General features: G+C 74.2%; 17 protein-coding genes. 7 read left to right on the top strand and 10 right to left on the bottom strand.

The annotated features are described in order from the left end of the window. Positions 1-19: 19 nt before the first annotated feature. A complete protein-coding gene (locus tag ACIP9D_RS19030; RefSeq protein ID WP_350872659.1) occupies positions 20-736 on the top strand; it encodes a maleylpyruvate isomerase family mycothiol-dependent enzyme in 717 nt (238 codons plus the stop codon). An 8-nt stretch (positions 737-744) separates the two neighbouring features. Then, complete coding sequence (locus ACIP9D_RS19025) at positions 745-1,398, top strand: MBL fold metallo-hydrolase (RefSeq protein ID WP_350872657.1); 654 nt, start codon at positions 745-747, stop codon at positions 1,396-1,398. 7 nt (positions 1,399-1,405) lie between these two features. On the opposite strand, the gene ACIP9D_RS19020 is transcribed toward ACIP9D_RS19025, so the two are convergent. Together ACIP9D_RS19020 and ACIP9D_RS19015 are read right to left on the bottom strand one after the other, a co-directional pair. After that, positions 1,406-2,029: a VTT domain-containing protein gene (locus ACIP9D_RS19020; protein WP_350872656.1), complete on the bottom strand. Its 624-nt coding sequence runs from the start codon at positions 2,027-2,029 to the stop codon at positions 1,406-1,408. Between the two features lie 96 nt (positions 2,030-2,125). Beyond that, the gene (locus ACIP9D_RS19015) at positions 2,126-2,809 is read right to left on the bottom strand and encodes a class I SAM-dependent methyltransferase (protein WP_400450423.1); all 684 of its coding nucleotides are present in this window, start codon (positions 2,807-2,809) and stop codon (positions 2,126-2,128) included. Between the two features lie 184 nt (positions 2,810-2,993). Between ACIP9D_RS19015 and ACIP9D_RS19010 the strand changes: the two genes are divergently transcribed. Further along, positions 2,994-3,197, top strand: coding sequence for a cold-shock protein (locus tag ACIP9D_RS19010; RefSeq protein WP_091663412.1), 204 nt, complete (start codon positions 2,994-2,996; stop codon positions 3,195-3,197). A 123-nt stretch (positions 3,198-3,320) separates the two neighbouring features. Here the strand turns inward: ACIP9D_RS19010 and ACIP9D_RS19005 are convergent, their stop codons facing one another. The 5 genes from ACIP9D_RS19005 to ACIP9D_RS18985 all read right to left on the bottom strand — a co-directional run bounded on the left by ACIP9D_RS19005 (position 3,321) and on the right by ACIP9D_RS18985 (position 8,524). Further along, positions 3,321-4,601 carry an MFS transporter gene (locus ACIP9D_RS19005; protein WP_350872651.1) on the bottom strand — a complete coding sequence of 427 codons (1,281 nt, stop codon included), beginning with the start codon at positions 4,599-4,601 and terminating at the stop codon, positions 3,321-3,323. Next, entirely contained in the window at positions 4,598-5,173 is a 576-nt protein-coding gene (locus tag ACIP9D_RS19000) for a metalloregulator ArsR/SmtB family transcription factor (RefSeq protein ID WP_350872648.1), read from the bottom strand. The genes ACIP9D_RS19005 and ACIP9D_RS19000 overlap by 4 nt, the downstream gene beginning before the upstream one ends. 108 nt (positions 5,174-5,281) lie before the next feature. Then, positions 5,282-6,163, bottom strand: a complete 882-nt coding sequence (locus ACIP9D_RS18995; protein ID WP_350872645.1) for a hypothetical protein — start codon at positions 6,161-6,163, stop codon at positions 5,282-5,284. A gap of 163 nt (positions 6,164-6,326) precedes the next feature. After that, complete coding sequence (locus tag ACIP9D_RS18990) at positions 6,327-7,988, bottom strand: CocE/NonD family hydrolase (RefSeq protein WP_350872642.1); 1,662 nt, start codon at positions 7,986-7,988, stop codon at positions 6,327-6,329. A gap of 5 nt (positions 7,989-7,993) precedes the next feature. Then, positions 7,994-8,524, bottom strand: coding sequence for a MarR family transcriptional regulator (locus ACIP9D_RS18985; protein WP_350872640.1), 531 nt, complete (start codon positions 8,522-8,524; stop codon positions 7,994-7,996). 88 nt (positions 8,525-8,612) lie between these two features. On the opposite strand from ACIP9D_RS18985, the gene ACIP9D_RS18980 reads away from it, so the two are divergent. Next, on the top strand, positions 8,613-10,730 hold the full coding sequence (locus ACIP9D_RS18980; protein WP_350872638.1) for an MMPL family transporter: 2,118 nt from the start codon (positions 8,613-8,615) through the stop codon (positions 10,728-10,730). Between the two features lie 63 nt (positions 10,731-10,793). Here the strand turns inward: ACIP9D_RS18980 and ACIP9D_RS18975 are convergent, their stop codons facing one another. Both ACIP9D_RS18975 and ACIP9D_RS18970 read right to left on the bottom strand, forming a co-directional pair. Beyond that, the gene (locus ACIP9D_RS18975; RefSeq protein ID WP_350872635.1) at positions 10,794-11,663 is read right to left on the bottom strand and encodes a transglycosylase SLT domain-containing protein; all 870 of its coding nucleotides are present in this window, start codon (positions 11,661-11,663) and stop codon (positions 10,794-10,796) included. 31 nt (positions 11,664-11,694) lie between these two features. Next, positions 11,695-13,107 carry a DedA family protein gene (locus ACIP9D_RS18970; RefSeq protein WP_350872633.1) on the bottom strand — a complete coding sequence of 471 codons (1,413 nt, stop codon included), beginning with the start codon at positions 13,105-13,107 and terminating at the stop codon, positions 11,695-11,697. Between the two features lie 136 nt (positions 13,108-13,243). On the opposite strand from ACIP9D_RS18970, the gene typA reads away from it, so the two are divergent. Together typA and ACIP9D_RS18960 are read left to right on the top strand one after the other, a co-directional pair. Continuing rightward, positions 13,244-15,112, top strand: a complete 1,869-nt coding sequence (typA, locus tag ACIP9D_RS18965) for a translational GTPase TypA (RefSeq protein WP_350872630.1) — start codon at positions 13,244-13,246, stop codon at positions 15,110-15,112. 120 nt (positions 15,113-15,232) lie between these two features. Further along, on the top strand, positions 15,233-16,093 hold the full coding sequence (locus tag ACIP9D_RS18960) for a serine hydrolase (RefSeq protein WP_350872629.1): 861 nt from the start codon (positions 15,233-15,235) through the stop codon (positions 16,091-16,093). A gap of 33 nt (positions 16,094-16,126) precedes the next feature. On the opposite strand, the gene ACIP9D_RS18955 is transcribed toward ACIP9D_RS18960, so the two are convergent. Beyond that, a complete protein-coding gene (locus tag ACIP9D_RS18955; RefSeq protein ID WP_350872627.1) occupies positions 16,127-17,068 on the bottom strand; it encodes an NAD-dependent epimerase/dehydratase family protein in 942 nt (313 codons plus the stop codon). A gap of 108 nt (positions 17,069-17,176) precedes the next feature. Here ACIP9D_RS18955 and ACIP9D_RS18950 point away from each other — a divergent pair, with 108 nt between their 5' ends. Continuing rightward, the gene (locus ACIP9D_RS18950) at positions 17,177-17,881 is read left to right on the top strand and encodes a TetR/AcrR family transcriptional regulator (RefSeq protein WP_350872625.1); all 705 of its coding nucleotides are present in this window, start codon (positions 17,177-17,179) and stop codon (positions 17,879-17,881) included. Positions 17,882-17,934: the final 53 nt, after the last annotated feature.

The raw sequence follows: 17,934 nt of genomic DNA, 5'->3' as shown, positions 1-17,934 counted from the left end.
GGACCGCTAGGGTCGGAACGTGACCACGGACCCGCTGCTGCTGATCGGCGAGGTGCACGACGCGACGTCCCGGCTGCTGCGTACCGCCGCCGCCCTGGACGAGGCGGAGCTGGCCGCCGCGTCGCTGCTGCCGGGGTGGACCCGCGGCCACGTGCTCGCGCACGTGGCCCGCAACGCCGACGGGTTCGTCAACCTGCTCACTGCCGCCCGCACCGGCGAGCCCCGGCCGATGTACGCCTCGGCCGCCGCCCGCGCCGCGGACATCGAGGCCGGTGCCGCCCGGCCGCCCGCCGCGCACCTCGACGACCTCCGCCGCTCCGCCGACCGGTTCGCCGAGGCGGTCGCCGCCATGCCCGCGGCAGCCTGGGCCGCGACCATCGAGACGCCACGTGGCCCGCGGGTCGCCGCGCTGCTGGTCTGGGGTCGGCTGCGCGAGTTGGAGGTGCACCATCTGGACCTGGCCGCCGGGCACCGGCCCGCGGCGTGGCCGGAGGCGTTCGCCCACCGGCTGCTGCACGAGGTGTCCAGCGACCTGGCCGACCGGCCCGGGGTGCCGCCGATGGTGCTGCGCTTCGACAGCAGCCGGCACGAACTGGTGATCGGTGGGCGCAGCGAAGCGCCGGTCGTCGCCGGCCCCGCCCCCGACCTCGCCGCCTGGCTGATCGGCCGGGGCGACGGCGGCTCGCTCAGCGTCACCCCCGACGGCACCCTGCCGAACCCACCCGAATGGATGTAGACGACCAGATGACCTACAGCGGAGACGTCACCCCCGGCGGTGCGCCGGCGGTACGCGAGCTCGACCAGCTCACCATCAGCAAGCTGTCGGTGGGCCCGATGGACAACAACGCCTACCTGTTGACCTGCCGCGCCACCGGCGACCAACTGCTCGTCGACGCGGCGAACGAGGCGCCCCGGCTGCTGGAGCTGGTCGGCGACGCCCGGCTGAGCACCGTGGTCACCACCCACCAGCACATGGACCACTGGGTGGCGCTGGAGGAGGTGGTCGCCAAGACCGGGGCCCAGGCCCTGGTGCACGTCGACGACGCGGCCGGCCTGCCGATCGAGGCGGAGACGCTCGTCGACGGCGACACCGTGCGGGTCGGCGACTGCGCGCTGGAGGTCATCCATCTGCGCGGGCACACCCCTGGCTCGATCGCCCTGCTCTACCGCGACCCGGCCGGTACGCCGCACCTGTTCACCGGCGACAGCCTCTTTCCCGGTGGGGTGGGCAACACCAACAAGGACCCGCTGCGGTTCAACGCGCTGCTCGACGACGTCGAGCAGAAGCTCTTCGACCGGCTGCCGGACGAGACCTGGTTCTATCCCGGTCACGGCAAGGACAGCACGCTCGGCGCGGAGCGGCCGGCGCTGCCGCAGTGGCGGGCCCGCGGGTGGTGACCCGACCTCAGGCGACCGGGTCGACGGCGGTCAGCGCGCGCAGCCGGCGGCGGGTGCCGAGCAGCACCCCGCCGGCGAGCAGCAGGCCGATCGCCATGGTGACCAGCATCGGGCTGGCCTCACCGGGAAGCAGCCCGGCCAACGACCGGGAGGCCGTGCCGAGGATCAGGTAGAGCCCGGCCCAGCTGGCAGCACCGAGCGCCGCGCAGCCGAGGAAGCGTCGGTAGGACATCCGCAGCCCGCCTGCGGCCAGCGGCAGCAGCGCGTTGAACACCGGCAGGAAGGGTGCGACCAGCACCATCCGGCCGCCACCCTGGCGCAGGATGCCCTCGGCGGCCGCCCACCGGGACTCGCCGATCCAGTCGCCGACGCGGCTGTGCCTGAGCCGGTCGCCGTACCGGCGGCCGACCAGGAAGCTCAGGGACCATCCGGCCAGGCAACCGGTCACCACGGCGGCGAAGGTGGCCAGCCCCGTCGCGGGCCGGCCCACCCCCACCGCGGCGAGGATGGCCACGTCGCCGGGGACCAGCACCCCGAGCAGCGGCACGGCGTCGAAGAGCATCACCACCCCGAGCACCCCCATCAACAGGGTGGTGGGAAGCTCTCCGACCTGGGCCAGCCAATCCGCCATGTCCGTACGGTATGGCCACCGCGCCAGCGCGCACATCCGGCCGGATCCCCCACCCCTCCCCTGATACCGGCTCGGGGTGGCCCCTGAGAAGACTGGTCAGGCCGGGCGCAGCACCTGCACCCGGCGCAGCGCCGAGTCGACCGACGGCTCGGTGGTGGGCACCGGGTAGCTGTCCACCGCGACCAGCCAACCCGGCGGCAGGAATCCGCGCCCCGGGTCACCGACGAGCACCTCCGTGCCGCCGGCCGCGGCCCGGGCGAGGAAGGGCAGTACCCGGTCGGCCATCTCCCGGTCGTAGAGCACGTCGCCGGCGACCAGCAGGTCGGTGTCGTCCCCGGTCGAGTCGAGCAGGTCGCCGCCGACGGCGGTGACGGTGACCCGGTTGACCCGGGCGTTCACCGTGACGGCGGCCACCGCGTACGGGTCGATGTCGTTGGCGATCACCTGCTCGGCTCCGGCGAGCGCGGCCGCGATCGCGACCAGGCCGGAACCGGCGGCGAGGTCCAGCACCCGGCGCCCGGCGACCAGCTCGGGGTGGTCGAGCAGATGGCGGGCCAGCGCCTGGCCACCGGCCCAGACGGACGCCCAGTACGGCGCCGGCAGGGCGTGCCCGGCGAGCGCCTCCATCCGGGCCCACCACACGATCGCGTCCTCGGCCAGGTGCAGCCGCACCTCGGGTACGTAGGGAGCGGAGACCAACCGCAGCCGGTCCAGTCCGCCGCCGGGAGCGCCGATCTCGCGCTCCAGCTCGGCCAGCGCGGCGTCCGTGGCATCCCTCATCGGCGCAAGCATGCCTCAGCGGGAGCCCCCCGGTGCGGCTTTCTTCGTGCCGCGCCGAGAGTTCACCCGGTCGCCTGCGGCACTTCGCCCAGCAGATGGCGGTCTGGCCGGTTACTGTCGGGGAGGCAAAGGGCGATCATCGGCCGCGGGTCGGTGGTCTCCCGCTTTGAACAGGGAGAGACGCATGGCAACCGGCACGGTTAAGTGGTTCAACTCGGAAAAGGGCTTCGGCTTCATCGAGCAGGACGGCGGCGGCCCGGACGTGTTCGTCCACTACTCGGCCATCCAGTCCAGTGGCTACCGCGAGCTGAACGAGGGGCAGAAGGTCGAGTTCGAGGTGACCCAGGGGCAGAAGGGCCCGCAGGCGGACAACGTCCGTCCGATCTAGACCCGCGCCGGTGGCGGCGGCCGATGACCGGCCGCCGCCGCACTGCGCCTCACCCCTCGCCGGGCACTGCCGGCGTGGGGTCTTCGTTCCGGACCGCCGGCGGGTATCTGCGCGGCGTCGGCCTCACTGTGCCGGCGCGGTGGGCAGGTCCCGCCGGCGGCGCAGCGGCCCGACCAGCAGGATCAGCGGCGTCAGCGCGAGCCACCCGGTCATCGCCAGCACCGCGGTCCGGTCGCCGTACGCGGTGCCCAGGGCGCCGGCCAGCAGCGCGGCCAGCGGGATGGTGCCGTAGTTGAGCAGCTGCATGCTCACCGTGATCCGGCCGAGCAGGTGGTGCGGCGGATAGGTCTGGCGGAAGCTGCCCTTCAGCACGTTGCCCACCGCCACACCGAGGCTGACCAGCACCCCGCCGAGCGCCGGCCACAGCAGGCCGGCCCCCGGCGCGGCCAGTGGGATCAGCAGCGCCGGTGGCCCGGTGAAGGCCGCCGCCAGCAGCATCGCCCGCGCGGTGCCGAGCCGCCGCCCGGCGGCGGTGGCGAGCAGCGCGCCCACCACGCCGCCGAGGCTCATCGCGGCGACCAGCACGCCGACCGTCCCGGGGGCCAGCCGGACGTCGCGGATCAGGTAGACCACCAGCACCGCCTGGTAGCCGACCAGCCCGATGTTGCTCGCGGCGCCGAAGAGCGTCAGCACCCGCAGGTAGGGGTCGTGGGCGACGAAGCGCACCCCGTCGGCGATCTCCCGGCGCAGGGACCGCGCCCGGTCGGCGCGCGCCGACCGGGGCTCCACCGTGCGGATCCGAGCCAGGCAGACCGCGGAGACCAGGAAGGTCAGCGCGTCGAGCAGCAGCGCGGCCACCGCCCCGACGGCCTGGGCGATCCCGCCGGCCACGCCCGGGCCGATCACGTAGCTGGCGGTCTGGGTGGCTTGCAGCTTCGCGTTGCCCTCCGGCACCTCGGCCGGGCGCAGCAGGACCGGCAGGTAGACCTGGTCGGCGGTCTCGAAGAAGACCCGGGCCAGCCCCGCGCAGAGCGCCACGGCCAGCAACTGCCCGATGCTGAGCACGCCGAGCGCGGCGGCGAGCGGCACGCTGAGGAAGAGCAGCGCCGCCGCCAGATCGCACGTGATCATGACGGGTCGGCGGGGCAGCCGGTCCACCCAGGCGCCGACCAGCAGGCCGAACAGCAGCCAGGGCAGCCAGGCCGCGGCGGTGAGCAGCGCCACCTGGAAGGTGCTCGCGTCGAGCACGGCCACCGCCACCAGTGGCAGCGCCACCGCGGTGACGTTGCTGCCGATGCTGCTGACCGTCTGGCCGGCCCAGAGCAGCCGGAAGTCGCGGTGCCACAGCAGACCACCGCGACGCGGGGGCGCCGGGGCCGGGCCGGCCGGGGCGAGCGCGGTCACGGCTGCGCCGGGATGCCGTAGGCGAACAGGAAGACCGGCTGCCGTTCCCGCCCGTCGTCGGGGACCTTGCGGTCGGCCCAGCGGGCCAGCAGGTCGATCACCTCGCGTCCCAGCTCGTCGAGTTCCTCGGGGGTGAGGTGCAGCCAGCGGTCGGTGGAGAACGGCGCGTCGGCCCAGGCGGCGTGCGTCGCGTCGTCGGTGGCGTGCCAGGCCCGGGCGAGGGCGACGTGCCGGTCCAGGTTGAGCGAGGTGGCCGCGTCGGCCACCGCGCGCGCGGCCGGGTCGCTGTCGAAGTCCGCGTTGGACCACCGCAGCCCCCGGCTGACCAGCCGCCACCACCGCTCGCGACGGTCGCGGGCCAGTTCCGGGGCCTCGGTGACCAGCTCGGCGGCGGCGAGCGCCTTGAGGTGGTGGCTGACGTTCGCGGGTGCCTGACCGGTGCGCTCGGCGAGCATCCCGACGGTGGCCGGACCGTGCACCTTGAGCACGTCCATCAGGCGGCGGCGGAGCGGGTGGGACATCGCCGCCAGCACCCGCGAGTCGGTGACCTGGCGTACGTCGCGGTTCTCCATGCCGCCAGCCTGCCATTCACAACGCCAGTTGCGCAACAGTTATTGCGCAACTGATGTTGCAGACTGGGTGGGCGGGCCACCCCCGGGCCGGGGCGGCCCGCCCACGACTCAGGCGGCCAGCCGACGGGCCAACTCCTCGGCGACCTGCTTCGCCATGGTCGGCGGGATCGCCGCGGCGATCTTCTCCGGGGTCAGCGAGGCCAGTACGCCCTGGACGATCGCCGGCTCGTCGGTGAAGTCCCGGCCCGCGAGGGTGGCCAGGGCCTGCTGGACACCGCTGAGCTGGCTGCCGAGGCTGGTCAGTGTCGGATGACTGACCGGCTTCGCGCCGACCGCGTCGTCCTTGCCGACCGCCAGACGCAGGTACGTCTGGCCGATCGGCTCGCGGCCGTCGAGGCGGGAGAGCATGGTTTCGATGCGCTTGAGTCGTCCGTCCTGTTCCGGGGTCATGTCGTCCTCCAGGAGACCGATGGTGGTGAGGTAGCGGCGGAACAGCGGGGTCTGGTCCCGGCCCGCCTTGATGGAGTCGCGGAAGAAGCTGAAGTGCGTGTGCCACAGGTGCGAGTTGTCGCCGCTGGTGCGGCGGGCGAGGCGGTCCCACCGGCGGACCGTCCGACCGTCCGGGGAGTAGATGATCTCCCGGATGTCGCGGGTGTCCGCGGCGTTCGCGACGCACTGCGCCACGCACCAGGTCGAGAAGCTGCGGAGGTCGTGGGTCCGGCCGGCGGAGCGGACCTGGAACTGCCCCACGTCGAGCGCGGCGGCGTCCAGGGTCAGTCCGTTGCGGTCCCGCGAGGACTCGACGACCGAGTAGTCATTGGTCACCACTCGGTCCGAGCCGCAGTGGTAGCCGCCGCGATGCGCGGGGTCGCCGACGATGCCGACCTCGGCGGGCTCCAGATCGGAGTCGCGGACGGTGTTCTTGTCGATGTTGAGGTGGGTGAGCAGCAGGCTACGCACGGCTGACAGGTTCGCCGGGGCCCGGGTCATGGGGTCCCCCTTTCCAAAGGGATGGGGGCCGGGCCACGGCGTTACACCGCGTCACGAGACGGGGGCTGACGGGCGAGCCCGGCCTACTGAGTGCACGGCGCCGGGCGTTGGCTCAACCATAGCCCGCTCTTTGGGCAAACGCCCAGGTCAGCGGGTTTCACATTCACATTCGGCGCCGCGTCCGGCCACTCTGGACGACCGGCAGCAGCAGTCTCGACGGGTGCTGCGGATCGTGCAGGATCTCCCGACGCCCTGCACGCAGCGTGATGGCGGTGCCGAGCGGCTCGCCGGTGCCGGGGTTGCGCGCGTAGCGGGGGTGGGCGCCACCGGAGACCTGCACCCGCAGCCGGTGGCCGGGAGCGAAGCGGTGGGCGGTCGGCCAGAGCGTCACCGGCACCCGCACCACCCCGTCGGCGTCGACCGGGAACCGGCCGGGTGCCACCCGGACCAGCCCGTCGCAGACGTTCCACGACCGCCCCCGGCGGTCCACGTCGCACAGTCGCACGAAGACGTCCAGGTACGACAGTTCGCTGCGGACGTGGATCTCGGCCGAGACCGGCCCGAGCACCTCGACCGGCTCCGCCAGCGGGGCGCTGGACCAGATGAGCACGTCCGGGCGGGCCTCGATCCGTCGGTTGTCCACCGGCCCGGCCCGCTGGGCGACCAGCAGCGGCCCACCGAGCGAGGGGGTCGGGTCCGCCGGGTCGTACCAGAGGGCGTCCGGCGGGGACGGCACCGGCGGACGGGTGGAGAGCGCGCCGCCGGGCTGCAGGTGCCAGGCGGTGGACACCGCCGGCGGCGGCCAGTCCGGCAGGTCGCGCCAGCCACCGCCCGCGCCGCCGACGTGCAGCCGCACCGCCGCCGCGTCGGACGTGGGCCGCCCGGCCAGGTGCCGGTCCAGCCAGGCCAGCCCCTCGCGCAGCGCGGCCACGAAGAGCCCGGGGCTGCCGTGGGTCCACGGCCCGATCACCAGGCGCGGCCGGCGGCCGGCGGCGCGCAGCGCCGCGTAGTCGGCGAGCTGCGCGGGCAGGAAGATGTCGTGCCAACCGCTGACCATGACCACCGGCGCCCGCACCCGGGCCACGGCCTCGTCGAAGATCCGGGTACGCCAGTAGTCGGCCCGCGGTGTGTGGTGGGTCAGCCACTCCTGGAAGAAGGGCACGGTCGCCCCGGTGGCGATCCGGTCGGCCTCGGCGAGCGGCAGGTGGGACAGCGCCGCGACGAGCCGGGGCTGACCGCGCTTGAGCTCCCACTGCCGAGCCAGCCACGGCACGGTCTGCGCCTGAAGCAACTCGGCCCAGGTCAGCACGGTGTCCAGGGCGAAGGACTCCCCCGCGTACGTCGAGTCCCGGGTGGCCGAGGCGGTCGCCACCGCGACCATCGCGCGCAGCTCGTCGCCGGCGTCGGCGGCCAGCGCCCACTGCACGAAGCCCTGGTAGCTGGCCCCGAAGCTGCCGAACCCACCCGAGTACCACGGCTGGCGGCGCAGCCAGTCCAGGGTGTCCAGCCCGTCGTCGCGCTCGTGCACCAGCGGGGCGAACGAGCCGCCCGAGCCGTACGTGCCCCGGCAGGACTGGATCACCACGTGAAAGCCCCGCTCGGCGAGGAGCCGCCCGAGCAGCCGCGCCGGTCCGCCTCGGCCGTACGGGGTGCGGATCAGCACGGTCGGCGAGTCGGGCAGGGCGGGGGCGTAGTGATCGGTGCGCAGCGGCACGCCGTCGCGGACCCGCACCGCGATGTTCCGGCGCACCGTCACCCGCCGGGTTCGCGGGCCGGGCAGCCGGAGCACGGCGGCGGCCAGCCGGGTGGCCAGCGGGTCGAGCACGGTCGTCAGCCCGTCGGGCGCGCGGGTGCCTCGGGACGGGCGGCGCGCATCTCGTCGCGGTGCTCGCGCATCGACTCGACCATGGCGCCCAGGAACCGGTGCACCACCTGCAGCTCGTCGTCGCTGAACGCCGCCATCACCGCGTCGGTACGCCGCCCGAGCGGGCGGAAGAACTCCGTGGCCAGCGCGGCGCCCGGGTCGGCGTAGCGCAGGAACACCTTGCGCCGGTCGGCGGTGTCCCGGTCCCGGCGGATGTGGCCGGCTCGTTCCAGCCGGTCGATCAGCGCGGTCACCGAACCGGAGGACAGGTTCAGCTGGGTGCCGAGCCGGCCGGGGGTGATCGGCTGGCCGACCAGTTCGGCGTCCATCACGGCGATCAACGCCTGCAGGTCGGTGGGGTTGAGCCCGTGCAGATTGGCGAAGGCGTGCCCGATGTGCTGCGCGTCGACCGAGTAGCGGCGCAGGTCGCCGGTGATCTCGGCGACCAACCGCTCGCGGGGTGTGTCGCGTCGCCGGTACATGCCGTGCGCCGTCATGCGGCCACCTCCCGTCGCCTCGGCTTGCAGCATAGATCAGTCCCGGATAATCTCGGCTATCAAGATATTTGACAGGCGGGAGAGTTTGATGGCGATTCTGCGCGCGATCGGCCAGCGGGTGGCCGCCGCAGTCAGCGGCCGGCGAAGTGCGTGGCTCGTGCTGCTGGTCGCGGTGGCCCTCTCCGGCGCCCTGGTCGCCCTCGCCGGGCCGGCCCGCACCAGCGACGACCCGACCGGCGCCCTGCCGGCGAGCGCCGAGTCCGTCCAGGTGGCGGCCCTGCAACGGCAGCTGCCCGGTGGCCAGCTCAACCCCGCCCTGGTGGTCTACTCCCGCGACGGCTCAGCGCTCGGGCCGCAGGACGAGGCGGCCATCGCCGCCGACGCCGCCGCCTTCGGCGCGATCGCCAGCGGACCGGTCTCCCCGCCGGTCTTCGCCCCGGACCGCCGGGCGGCACTGCTCGCCGTGCCGCTGCCCGCCGCCGCCGGCAACGAGGCGACCGCCACCGCCGTCGACCAGCTCCGCGCGACCGCCGGCGACGACCGGCCGGCGGGGCTGACCGCGCAGGTCACCGGCGGGGCCGGGTTCCGCGCCGACGTCGCCTCCGCCTTCGACGGCGCGAACCTCACCCTGCTGCTGGTGACCGTCGCGGTGGTGGCGGTGCTGCTGATCGTCACCTACCGCAGCCCCTGGCTCTGGCTGGTGCCGCTGGCGGTGGTCGGCACCTCGGACGTGGTCGCCAACGCGTTGATCGCCGTGGTCAGCCGGGCCCTCGACCTGCCCATCGACCCGTCCACCACCGGCATTGTCGACGTGCTCGTCTTCGGCGCCGGCACCAACTACGCGCTGCTGCTGATCGCCCGCTACCGCGAGGAGCTGCGCCGCCGCCCGGACCGGCGGGACGCGCTGCGCCAGGCCCTCACCTCGGCCGGCCCGGCCATCGCGGCGAGCGCCACCACCGTGGTGCTCAGCCTGCTCACCCTCACCACCGCCGTGCTGCGCAACGACCGGGCGATCGGCGTCGCCGGCGCGGTCGGCATCACCACCGCGGCGCTCTTCGGACTGCTCGTGCTCCCCGCCGCGCTCGCCGTCTGCGGGCGCGGCCTGTTCTGGCCGTTCGTCCCGCGCCCGGGCCAGCCCGACCCGACCCGCACCGGCGGGTGGGCCCGGATGGGCGCCCTGGTCGCCCGCCGGCCCCGCGCGGTGCTCGCCGGCGCGCTGATCGTGCTGGTGGTGCTGGCCGCCGGGCTCTCCGGCGCCCGGCTCGGGCTGAGCAAGACCGAGCAGTTCCGCGTGCAGGCCGAGTCCATCGACGGGCTGAGCACCCTCAGCCGGTACTTCCCGGCCGGCGCCGCCGACCCGACCGTGGTGGTCGCCCGGGCCGGCGCCGAGGCGGCGCTGCTCACCGCGATCACCGACACGCCGGGGGTGGCGGACGCCCGGCCCACCGGGAGCACCGCCGACCTGGTCGCCGTGGACGTGGTGCTCACCGCCGAGCCGGACAGCCCGGCCAGCTACGACACCATCCGGGAGTTGCGTGAGCGGGTGGACCGGGTGCCCGACGCCGAGGCCCGCGTCGGCGGCACGGTGGCGGCCAACCTGGACACCCGGGACGCGGCCGTACGCGACCTGCGGGTGGTGGTGCCGCTGATCCTCGGGGTAGTGCTGCTGGTACTTCTTCTGCTGCTGCGCTCGGTGGTGGCTCCGCTGGTGCTGGTCGCCACCGTGGTCGGCACGTTCTTCGCCGCGCTGGGCGCCAGCACGTTCCTGTTCACCCGGGTGCTCGACTACGCGGCACTGGACACCAGCGTGCCGCTGCTGTCCTTCCTCTTCCTGGTGGCGCTCGGGGTGGACTACAACATCTTCCTCGCCACCCGGGCCCGGGAGGAGGCCGCCACCGAGGGCACCCGCCGAGGCGTGCTCACCGCGCTCGCCGTCACCGGCGGGGTGATCACCAGCGCCGGCATCCTGCTGGCCGCGGTCTTCGCCGTGCTCGGGGTGCTGCCGCTGGTGACGCTCACCGAGATCGGCGTCATCGTCGGCCTCGGCGTCCTGCTGGACACCCTGCTGGTCCGCACGTTGCTGGTGCCGTCGATCGTGCTGCTGCTCGGCCGGCGGTTCTGGTGGCCGGGCCGGCTGTCCCGGGCCGACCCGCCCGGCGACGATCCGAGCCGCGAGCCGGCCACGTCGGCGGCGGCGCGAGACTGAACCGGCGCGGCAAGGCGCCGGGGGCGGTGCACCGCCCCCGGCGTCGTCAGCGGCGGCCGGCCGTCAGTAGCCCAGGCAGACGCATTCGGTCATCAGCGCCCGCACGTTGCGCACGTACTGCGGGTTGGGGACGGCCAGCGGCTCGCCCTCCCGCGCGACGGCCGCGTGGCCGTAGTTGTAGGCCGAGATGACCGCGTTGAGCAGGCACGAGTCGAGCTCCGCCGTGCACAGGCCGGCGTCCAGCCGGTAGTCGGCGTCGAAGTACATGTCGCCGATGTACTTGGTGAGCCAGGCCAGGTAGTTGGCGCCGAGGTAGGCGTTGTCGCGGTAGTCGTCGATGTTGTAGCTCTGCTCGAACCGCTGGTTCATCCACGTCGCGGTCGCCGGCATGACCTGCATCAGCCCGATGCCCCCGTCGCAGGCGACGATGTTGGACTGCCAGCCGCTCTCCTGCCAGGCCGTCGCCTTCACCAGGTTGAGCGGGATCTTGATGTCGGGCGCGGAGGTCGGCCAGTAGGTCTTCGCCGCCGCGTCGCCCAGCGCCTGCTTGACCTGCGCCCGGCTCGCCTGCGTACCCCGGTAGGTGGGTTTGCAGCCGGTTGCCGGCGGCTTGGGCGGCGGTGGCGGGACCTTGGTCTCGGTGGGCGGCTTCGCCACCGGGCGTGGCCCGGCGGTGCGGCTCGGCTTCGGGCTCGGCCGCGCCGACGGCGATGCGCTGCGGCTGGGCGCCCGGCCCATCCCCTCCTGCGCGGCGGGGGGTGGCGAGGGCTCGTCGAGCGCCTCCGCGCCGGCCTCGCCTGGCACGTCGGTGGGGACGGCGACCGGCGCGGCCACCTCCTGCGGCTGGGCCCCCTGCCCCGCGCACCCGGCACCGGCGATCAGCAGCAGCCCGGCGAGCGCCGCGGCGCACAACCGCCCGGTCCGTCGGCGCATCCCCGTCCCCTCCCGTCGACGTCGCCGCACCCTAACAGGGCTCGACCGGGCGCCGGTGTCCCTCGGAGTCCGCCGGCGACGGCTCCGCGGTCGGCTCCCGCCCGCCGACCGCCCGGCCCCGGGTGGCCCAGGCGACCATGAAGACGGCCGTCCAGAGCACCCCGAGCAGCACCGCGGCGACCGTCCCGCTGGCGGTGCTGAGCCCCAGGTAGAGGCGGGCGCCGGCGAGGTAGACGACGCCGGCCGCGGCGGCCGTCCAGGCGGCCACCGCGACCGGCCAGCGGGCGCCCCGGGACAGCAGCCAGGCCAGCGTGCAGAGGCTGGCCGTCACCACCGCGTTCTGGGTCGGGAACACGGCGTCGTCCGGCCCGGTGCCGGCCGAGCCGGCGAGGTGGGCGACGACCGCCAGCACCAGCAGCGGGACGAAGGCACCCGCGGTGCCGAGCAGGCTGAGCAGGTCGTCGCGCCAGGGCCGGCTGCGCCAGGCGACCACGGCGGCCACCACCGCCACCACGGCGATCAGCACCACGCCGCGCAGCGCGGAGACGGTGCCCAGCACGACGTCGACCGCGCCCGGGGTACGCCGCCCGGCGAACCAGTCGGCGATGGCCCCGTCCACCGCGGCCAGGCCGCTGTGCCGCACCACCACCTCCAGCAGCCCGGCGACGGCGAACCCGGCGGCGAAGAGCAGCAGCAGCCCGGCAGCCAGGTTAAGCAGCATCGTCCAGCCGTGCCCGATGTGCATGGCGAGCAGGAAGAAGAGCACCCCGTGCCGGCGGGTCAGCCAGCGCACCGGGGGCAGCGCGGCGGCCCGGGACAGCAGCGCCCGCACCGGGTCCGGGTTGCGGCCCAACCAGCGGCCGGCGAGCACCACCGCGACCAGGGCGGCCAGCAGCACCAGCACCGCGCCGGTGGCCCGGCCCAGCAGCCGGGAGACGGTCTGGTAGGACTCGCCGGCCAGGTATCCGACCAGCACCGAAGCGGTCACCCAGCTGGTCACCCCGGCGAGGTTCCACGGCGCGAACCGCCGGTAGGGCATCCCGGCCGCCCCGGCCAGCCGGGGTACCAGCGTGCGGGCGAAGGCCACCCACCGGGCCGCGAAGACCCCCCGGCCACCGAGCCGGTTGAGCAACCCGTCGGCGCGCCGCCACCGCTCGGGCCCGACCCGCGCGCCCAGCCCGCTGGCCCGCAGTCGGGGCCCGTAGCGGCGGCCGGCCCGGAACGCGAGTGTGTCGCCGGTCACCGCGGCGGCGAGCATCACCAACAGCACCGGGGCGAGCCGTAACGTCCCCGCGTACGCTAGGAAGCCGACCAGCAGCAGGGTCGCCTCGCCCGGCACCAGCAGGCCGAAGATCACGGCGGTTTCCCCCGCGACGATCAGCGCGGCGACCAGGTAGATCAGCAGGGGCGGTAGACCCTGCAACCAGGTCAGCAGGTCGTGCACTCGGCCCCCATGAACACGAGGGTCAGCATGCCAGCCGCAGTAGTGGCTGGGACAGGAGTTTCACCACAGATCCGGGCCAACCGGGGGATGACCCCGAGTCGGTACCGGCAATCGCAGACAGGGGAGTATGGAGGGTATGCAGCTTCGCACCGACCTCCGCAACGTCGCCATCATCGCCCACGTCGACCACGGCAAGACGACCTTGGTCGACGCCATGTTGCGGCAGGCCGGCGCCTACGGCGCCCGCGGCGAGGTAACCGAGCGGGTCATGGACTCGATGGACCTCGAACGGGAAAAGGGCATCACCATCCTCGCCAAGAACACTGGCGTGCGATACCTGCCGGCGGATGGCTCCGACCCGGTCACCATCAACATCATCGACACCCCCGGCCACGCCGACTTCGGTGGTGAGGTCGAGCGCGGCCTGACCATGGTCGACGGCGTCGTGCTGCTGGTCGACGCCAGCGAGGGCCCGCTGCCGCAGACCCGCTTCGTGCTGCGCAAGGCGCTCAAGGCGCGCATGCCGATCATCCTCGTGATCAACAAGGTGGACCGCCCGGACGCCCGGATCAAGGAGGTCGTGGACGACACCTACGAGCTCTTCCTCGACCTGGACGCCGACGAGGAGCAGATCGACTTCCCGATCGTCTACGCCTGCGCCCGCGACGGCATCGCCTCGCTGACCCAGCCGGCCGACGGCTCGGTGCCGGACGACAGCACCTCGCTGGAGCCGCTCTTCCGCACCCTGCTGGACACCATCCCGGCCCCCGCCTACGAGGAGGACGCGCCGCTGCAGGCGCACGTCACCAACCTCGACGCCTCGCCGTTCCTGGGCCGGCTGGCGTTGTGCCGGGTCCGTCAGGGCACCATCAGCAAGGGCCAGACCGTCACCTGGTGCCGCACCGACGGCAGCAGCCAGCGGGTACGCATCTCCGAGCTGCTGATGACCGAGGGCCTGGAGCGCAAGCCGGCCGAGTCGGCCGGCCCGGGCGACATCATCGCGGTCGCCGGCATCCCGGAGATCATGATCGGCGAGACCCTCGCGGACGCGGAGAACCCGATCGCGCTGCCGCTGATCACGGTCGACGAGCCGGCCATCTCGATGACCATCGGCACCAACACCTCGCCGCTGGTCGGCCGGGTCAAGGGCGCCAAGGTCACCGCGCGGATGGTGAAGGACCGGCTCGACAAGGAGCTGGTCGGCAACGTCTCGCTGCGGGTGCTGCCGACCGAGCGGCCGGACGCCTGGGAGGTGCAGGGCCGCGGCGAGCTGGCGCTGGCCATCCTGGTCGAGCAGATGCGCCGCGAGTCCTACGAGCTGACCGTCGGCAAGCCGCAGGTGGTCACCCGGGAGATCGACGGCAAGACCTGCGAGCCGGTGGAGCGGCTGACCATCGACGCCCCGGAGGAGTACCTGGGCGCGATCACGCAGCTGCTGGCCACCCGCAAGGGCCGGATGGAGCAGCTGGTCAACCACGGCACCGGCTGGATCCGGATGGAGTGGCTGGTGCCGGCGCGCGGCCTGATCGGCTTCCGCACCGAGTTCCTCACCGACACCCGGGGCACCGGCATCCTGCACCACGTCTTCGAGTCGTACGAGCCGTGGTTCGGCGAGCTGCGGACCCGGCAGAACGGTTCGCTGGTGGCCGACCGGGCCGGTGCGGTCACCTCGTTCGCGATGATCAACCTGCAGGAGCGCGGCCAGCTCTTCGTCGAGCCGACCACCGAGGTGTACGAGGGCATGATCGTCGGGGAGAACTCCCGCTCCGACGACATGGACGTCAACATCACCAAGGAGAAGAAGCTCACCAACATGCGGGCCTCGACCTCCGACGAGACCGAGAAGCTGATCCCGCCGCGCAAGCTCTCGCTGGAGCAGGCGCTGGAGTTCTGCCGCGAGGACGAGTGCGTGGAGGTCACCCCGAGCGCCGTGCGCATCCGCAAGGTGGTGCTCGACCAGGCGCTGCGCGGTCGGGCAGCCGCCCGCCGCAAGCACGCCGGCTGACCACCGCAGCCGAACCCGTCCGGAGCCCGGACCGCCCCCGGCGGTCCGGGCTCCGGACGTAGGTCCCGGCGCGCCGGACCGCTGCCCTGCGCCGGCAGATGATCAGCTACGGTCACCCGCATGACCTGGGCTGATCTCGACACCCACCTGGACCAGGTGCCCGGCACCGTGTCCGCGTACGTCGGCCGCCTCGACGCCGGGCCGGTCTGGACCCGCCAACCGGACGCCACCCACTACGCGGCCAGCACCATGAAGGTGGCGGTGCTCGCCGCGCTGCACCGGGCCGCCGAGGCCGGCAGACTGGACCCGGACGCCCCGGTGCCGGTGGTCAACGCGTTCGACTCGGCGCTGCCGGGGGCGCCGCGCTTCTCCTGCGCCCAGGACTACGACAACGACGACGAGGTCTGGGCCCGGGTAGGCGACAGCGCGCCGCTGCGCTGGCTGGCCCACCGGATGATCGTCCGCTCCAGCAACCTCGCCACCAACCTGGTCATCGGCCACGTCGGCCTACCGGCGGTGGCCGAGGTCTGGGCGCTCACCGGGGCCCGGCACAGCGTCACCGGCCGGGGCATCGAGGACTTCGCCGCCCGCGACGCGGGCGTCACCAACCTGGTCACCGCCGCCGACCTGGCCGCCCTGCTCGGCGCGCTGGCCGCGGGCGCCGGCGGCACCGGCCCGCTCGCCTCGCCGGCCGGCTGCGCCGCCATGCTGGACGTGCTCTTCGCCCAGGAGCATCGCGAGGATCTGGCCGCCGGGCTGCCGCCGGGCACCCGGATCGCGCACAAGAACGGCTGGGTACGCGGGGTCCGGCACGGCGCCGGAGTGGTCTTCCCCGACGACGCGCCCCCGTACGCGGTGGTCGTCTGCACCACCACCGACCTCGCCGACGGCGGGGCGAGCGGCGACGGGACCGGCGACGACGCCTGCCAACTGATCGCCGACGTCTCGGCCCGGGTCTGGGCCGCCCGACACGAGCTGTGACGCGGTGCCCGGCGACCGGGCGGAGTGGATGGTTCAGGCCTGGTCGGCGAGCGCCGCGCGGAACCAGTCGACGGTGGTCGTCACCGCGTCGGCCAGCGGCGTCGGACGCAGCTCGAACCGCGCCTCGAAAGCCGTCGAGTCCATCACCTGCGCCTCCTCGTACTGGTAGAACAGCTCCGCGTACTCGCTCATGAACGCCGCGTCGAACGGCCCCCACGGCTGCGGCGCGTCGAGCACCTGCACGGTGAACGGACGCCCGACCGCCCGCTCGACGAGCTGGTGCACCTCCCGGGTGCTGCGGGCCGGGGCGGTGGGCAGGTGCCACACCTGACCGGCCGCCGCCGCGTCGGCGCCGAGGCGGGCCAGGCCGGCGGCCACGTCGGGCAGGTAGCTGTAGCTGTGCGGCAGGTCGATGTCGCCCAGGGCGAGCACCGGGCCGCCGGCGAGCGCGGCGGGGAAGACCGTGCCACCGAGGCTCGAGTTGAACACCCGCGGGCCGAAGAAGTCCGCCGAGCGGCCCAGCACGACCGGCAGCCGCCCGTCCCGGTGCGCGGCGAGGTAAGCCTCGTCCAATTCGGCGCGCATCCGTCCCTTGCGGCTGACTGCCCGCCACGGCGTCTGCTCGGTCATCACCGCGCCGCCGGTCGGCCCGTACGGGTAGAGCGTGTCCAGCACGACGAGCCGCGCCCCGGCCGCCGCGGCGCCGGCCAGCACCGCCGTCTGCATCCGCGGCATCACCTCGATCTGCCGCTCGTAGGCCACGTTGGCGCAGTGGTAGGCCACCGCCGCGCCGGCGAGCGCCGCCGTGGCCTGGGCGGGGTCGGTCAGGTCGGCGGCGACCCCCTCGGCGCCGGGCGCGGCCGGCTCGCCGCCCCGGCTCACCGTGCGGACCCGGTGGCCGAGGCCGAGCAGGTGCTCGGCGAGCGTGGTGCCGGCCGGTCCGGTCCCGAGGACGACGTGCAGCTCCTGGTTCATGACCCACTCCTTGGTTAGACGGCCTCGCGTTGGTTACAAACTATAACCACGGTTAGGCTGTGCCTTCGAGTGCCGCCCGTTCCGCGGCAGCGAGCAGGGAGGTGAGCCGTGCCGAACGGTGCCGGCGGACCGCGCGAGCGCTACCGCGCCCAGGTGCGCGCCGAGATCAAGCACGCCGCGCTGGAACAGATCGCCACCGGCGGCGCCGGGGCGGTGGCGCTCACCGGCATCGCCAAGCGCCTCGGCGTTTCCGGCCCGGCGCTCTACAAGTACTTCGGCAGCCGCGACGAACTGCTCACCGAGCTGATCCTCGACGCGTACGGCGACGTGGCGACCGTGGTGGCCGCCGCCGCCGAAGCGGCCGGCGACGCCCCGGCCCGGGCCCGACTGCACGCCCTCGCCGCCGCCTACCGGGACTGGGCCCTCGCCCACCCGCAGAGCTACCTGCTGCTCACCGGCCCACCCAGCCCCACCTACCAGGCACCGCCGGAGACCGTCGACCGGGCCCGCGCGGTGCTCGGCCCGTTCCTCACCGTCCTCGCCGAGGGACGACCCGGCCCCGGCGCCGCAGCCCTGCGGGCGCAGCTCGCCCGGTGGGCGGAGACCACCCCCGCCGTCGCCACCTGGGTGGGCGCGTTCGCCCCGGCCGCGGACCCCGGCGACGCGCTGACCGGCGCGGTGACCGCCTGGGCCCGCCTGCACGGCGTGGTCGGGCTGGCCACCGTCGGCCTCCTCAACGGGATGGGCTTCGACCCCGGCACGCTGCTCGCCGCCGAGATCGACGCACTCGCCGACAGCTACGGACTGCCCTGACCCGCGGCGCACCGGAACCCGCCCCGCGCGGGCCGACCACCGAGCCACGGCAC

This window comes from Micromonospora sp. NPDC093243, assembly GCF_044753725.1.
In the GTDB taxonomy this organism is placed as follows: Bacteria; Actinomycetota; Actinomycetes; order Mycobacteriales; family Micromonosporaceae; genus Micromonospora.
The sequence above is the reverse complement of the archived record's forward strand: the minus strand, read 5'-3'. Positions and strand labels throughout refer to the sequence as shown.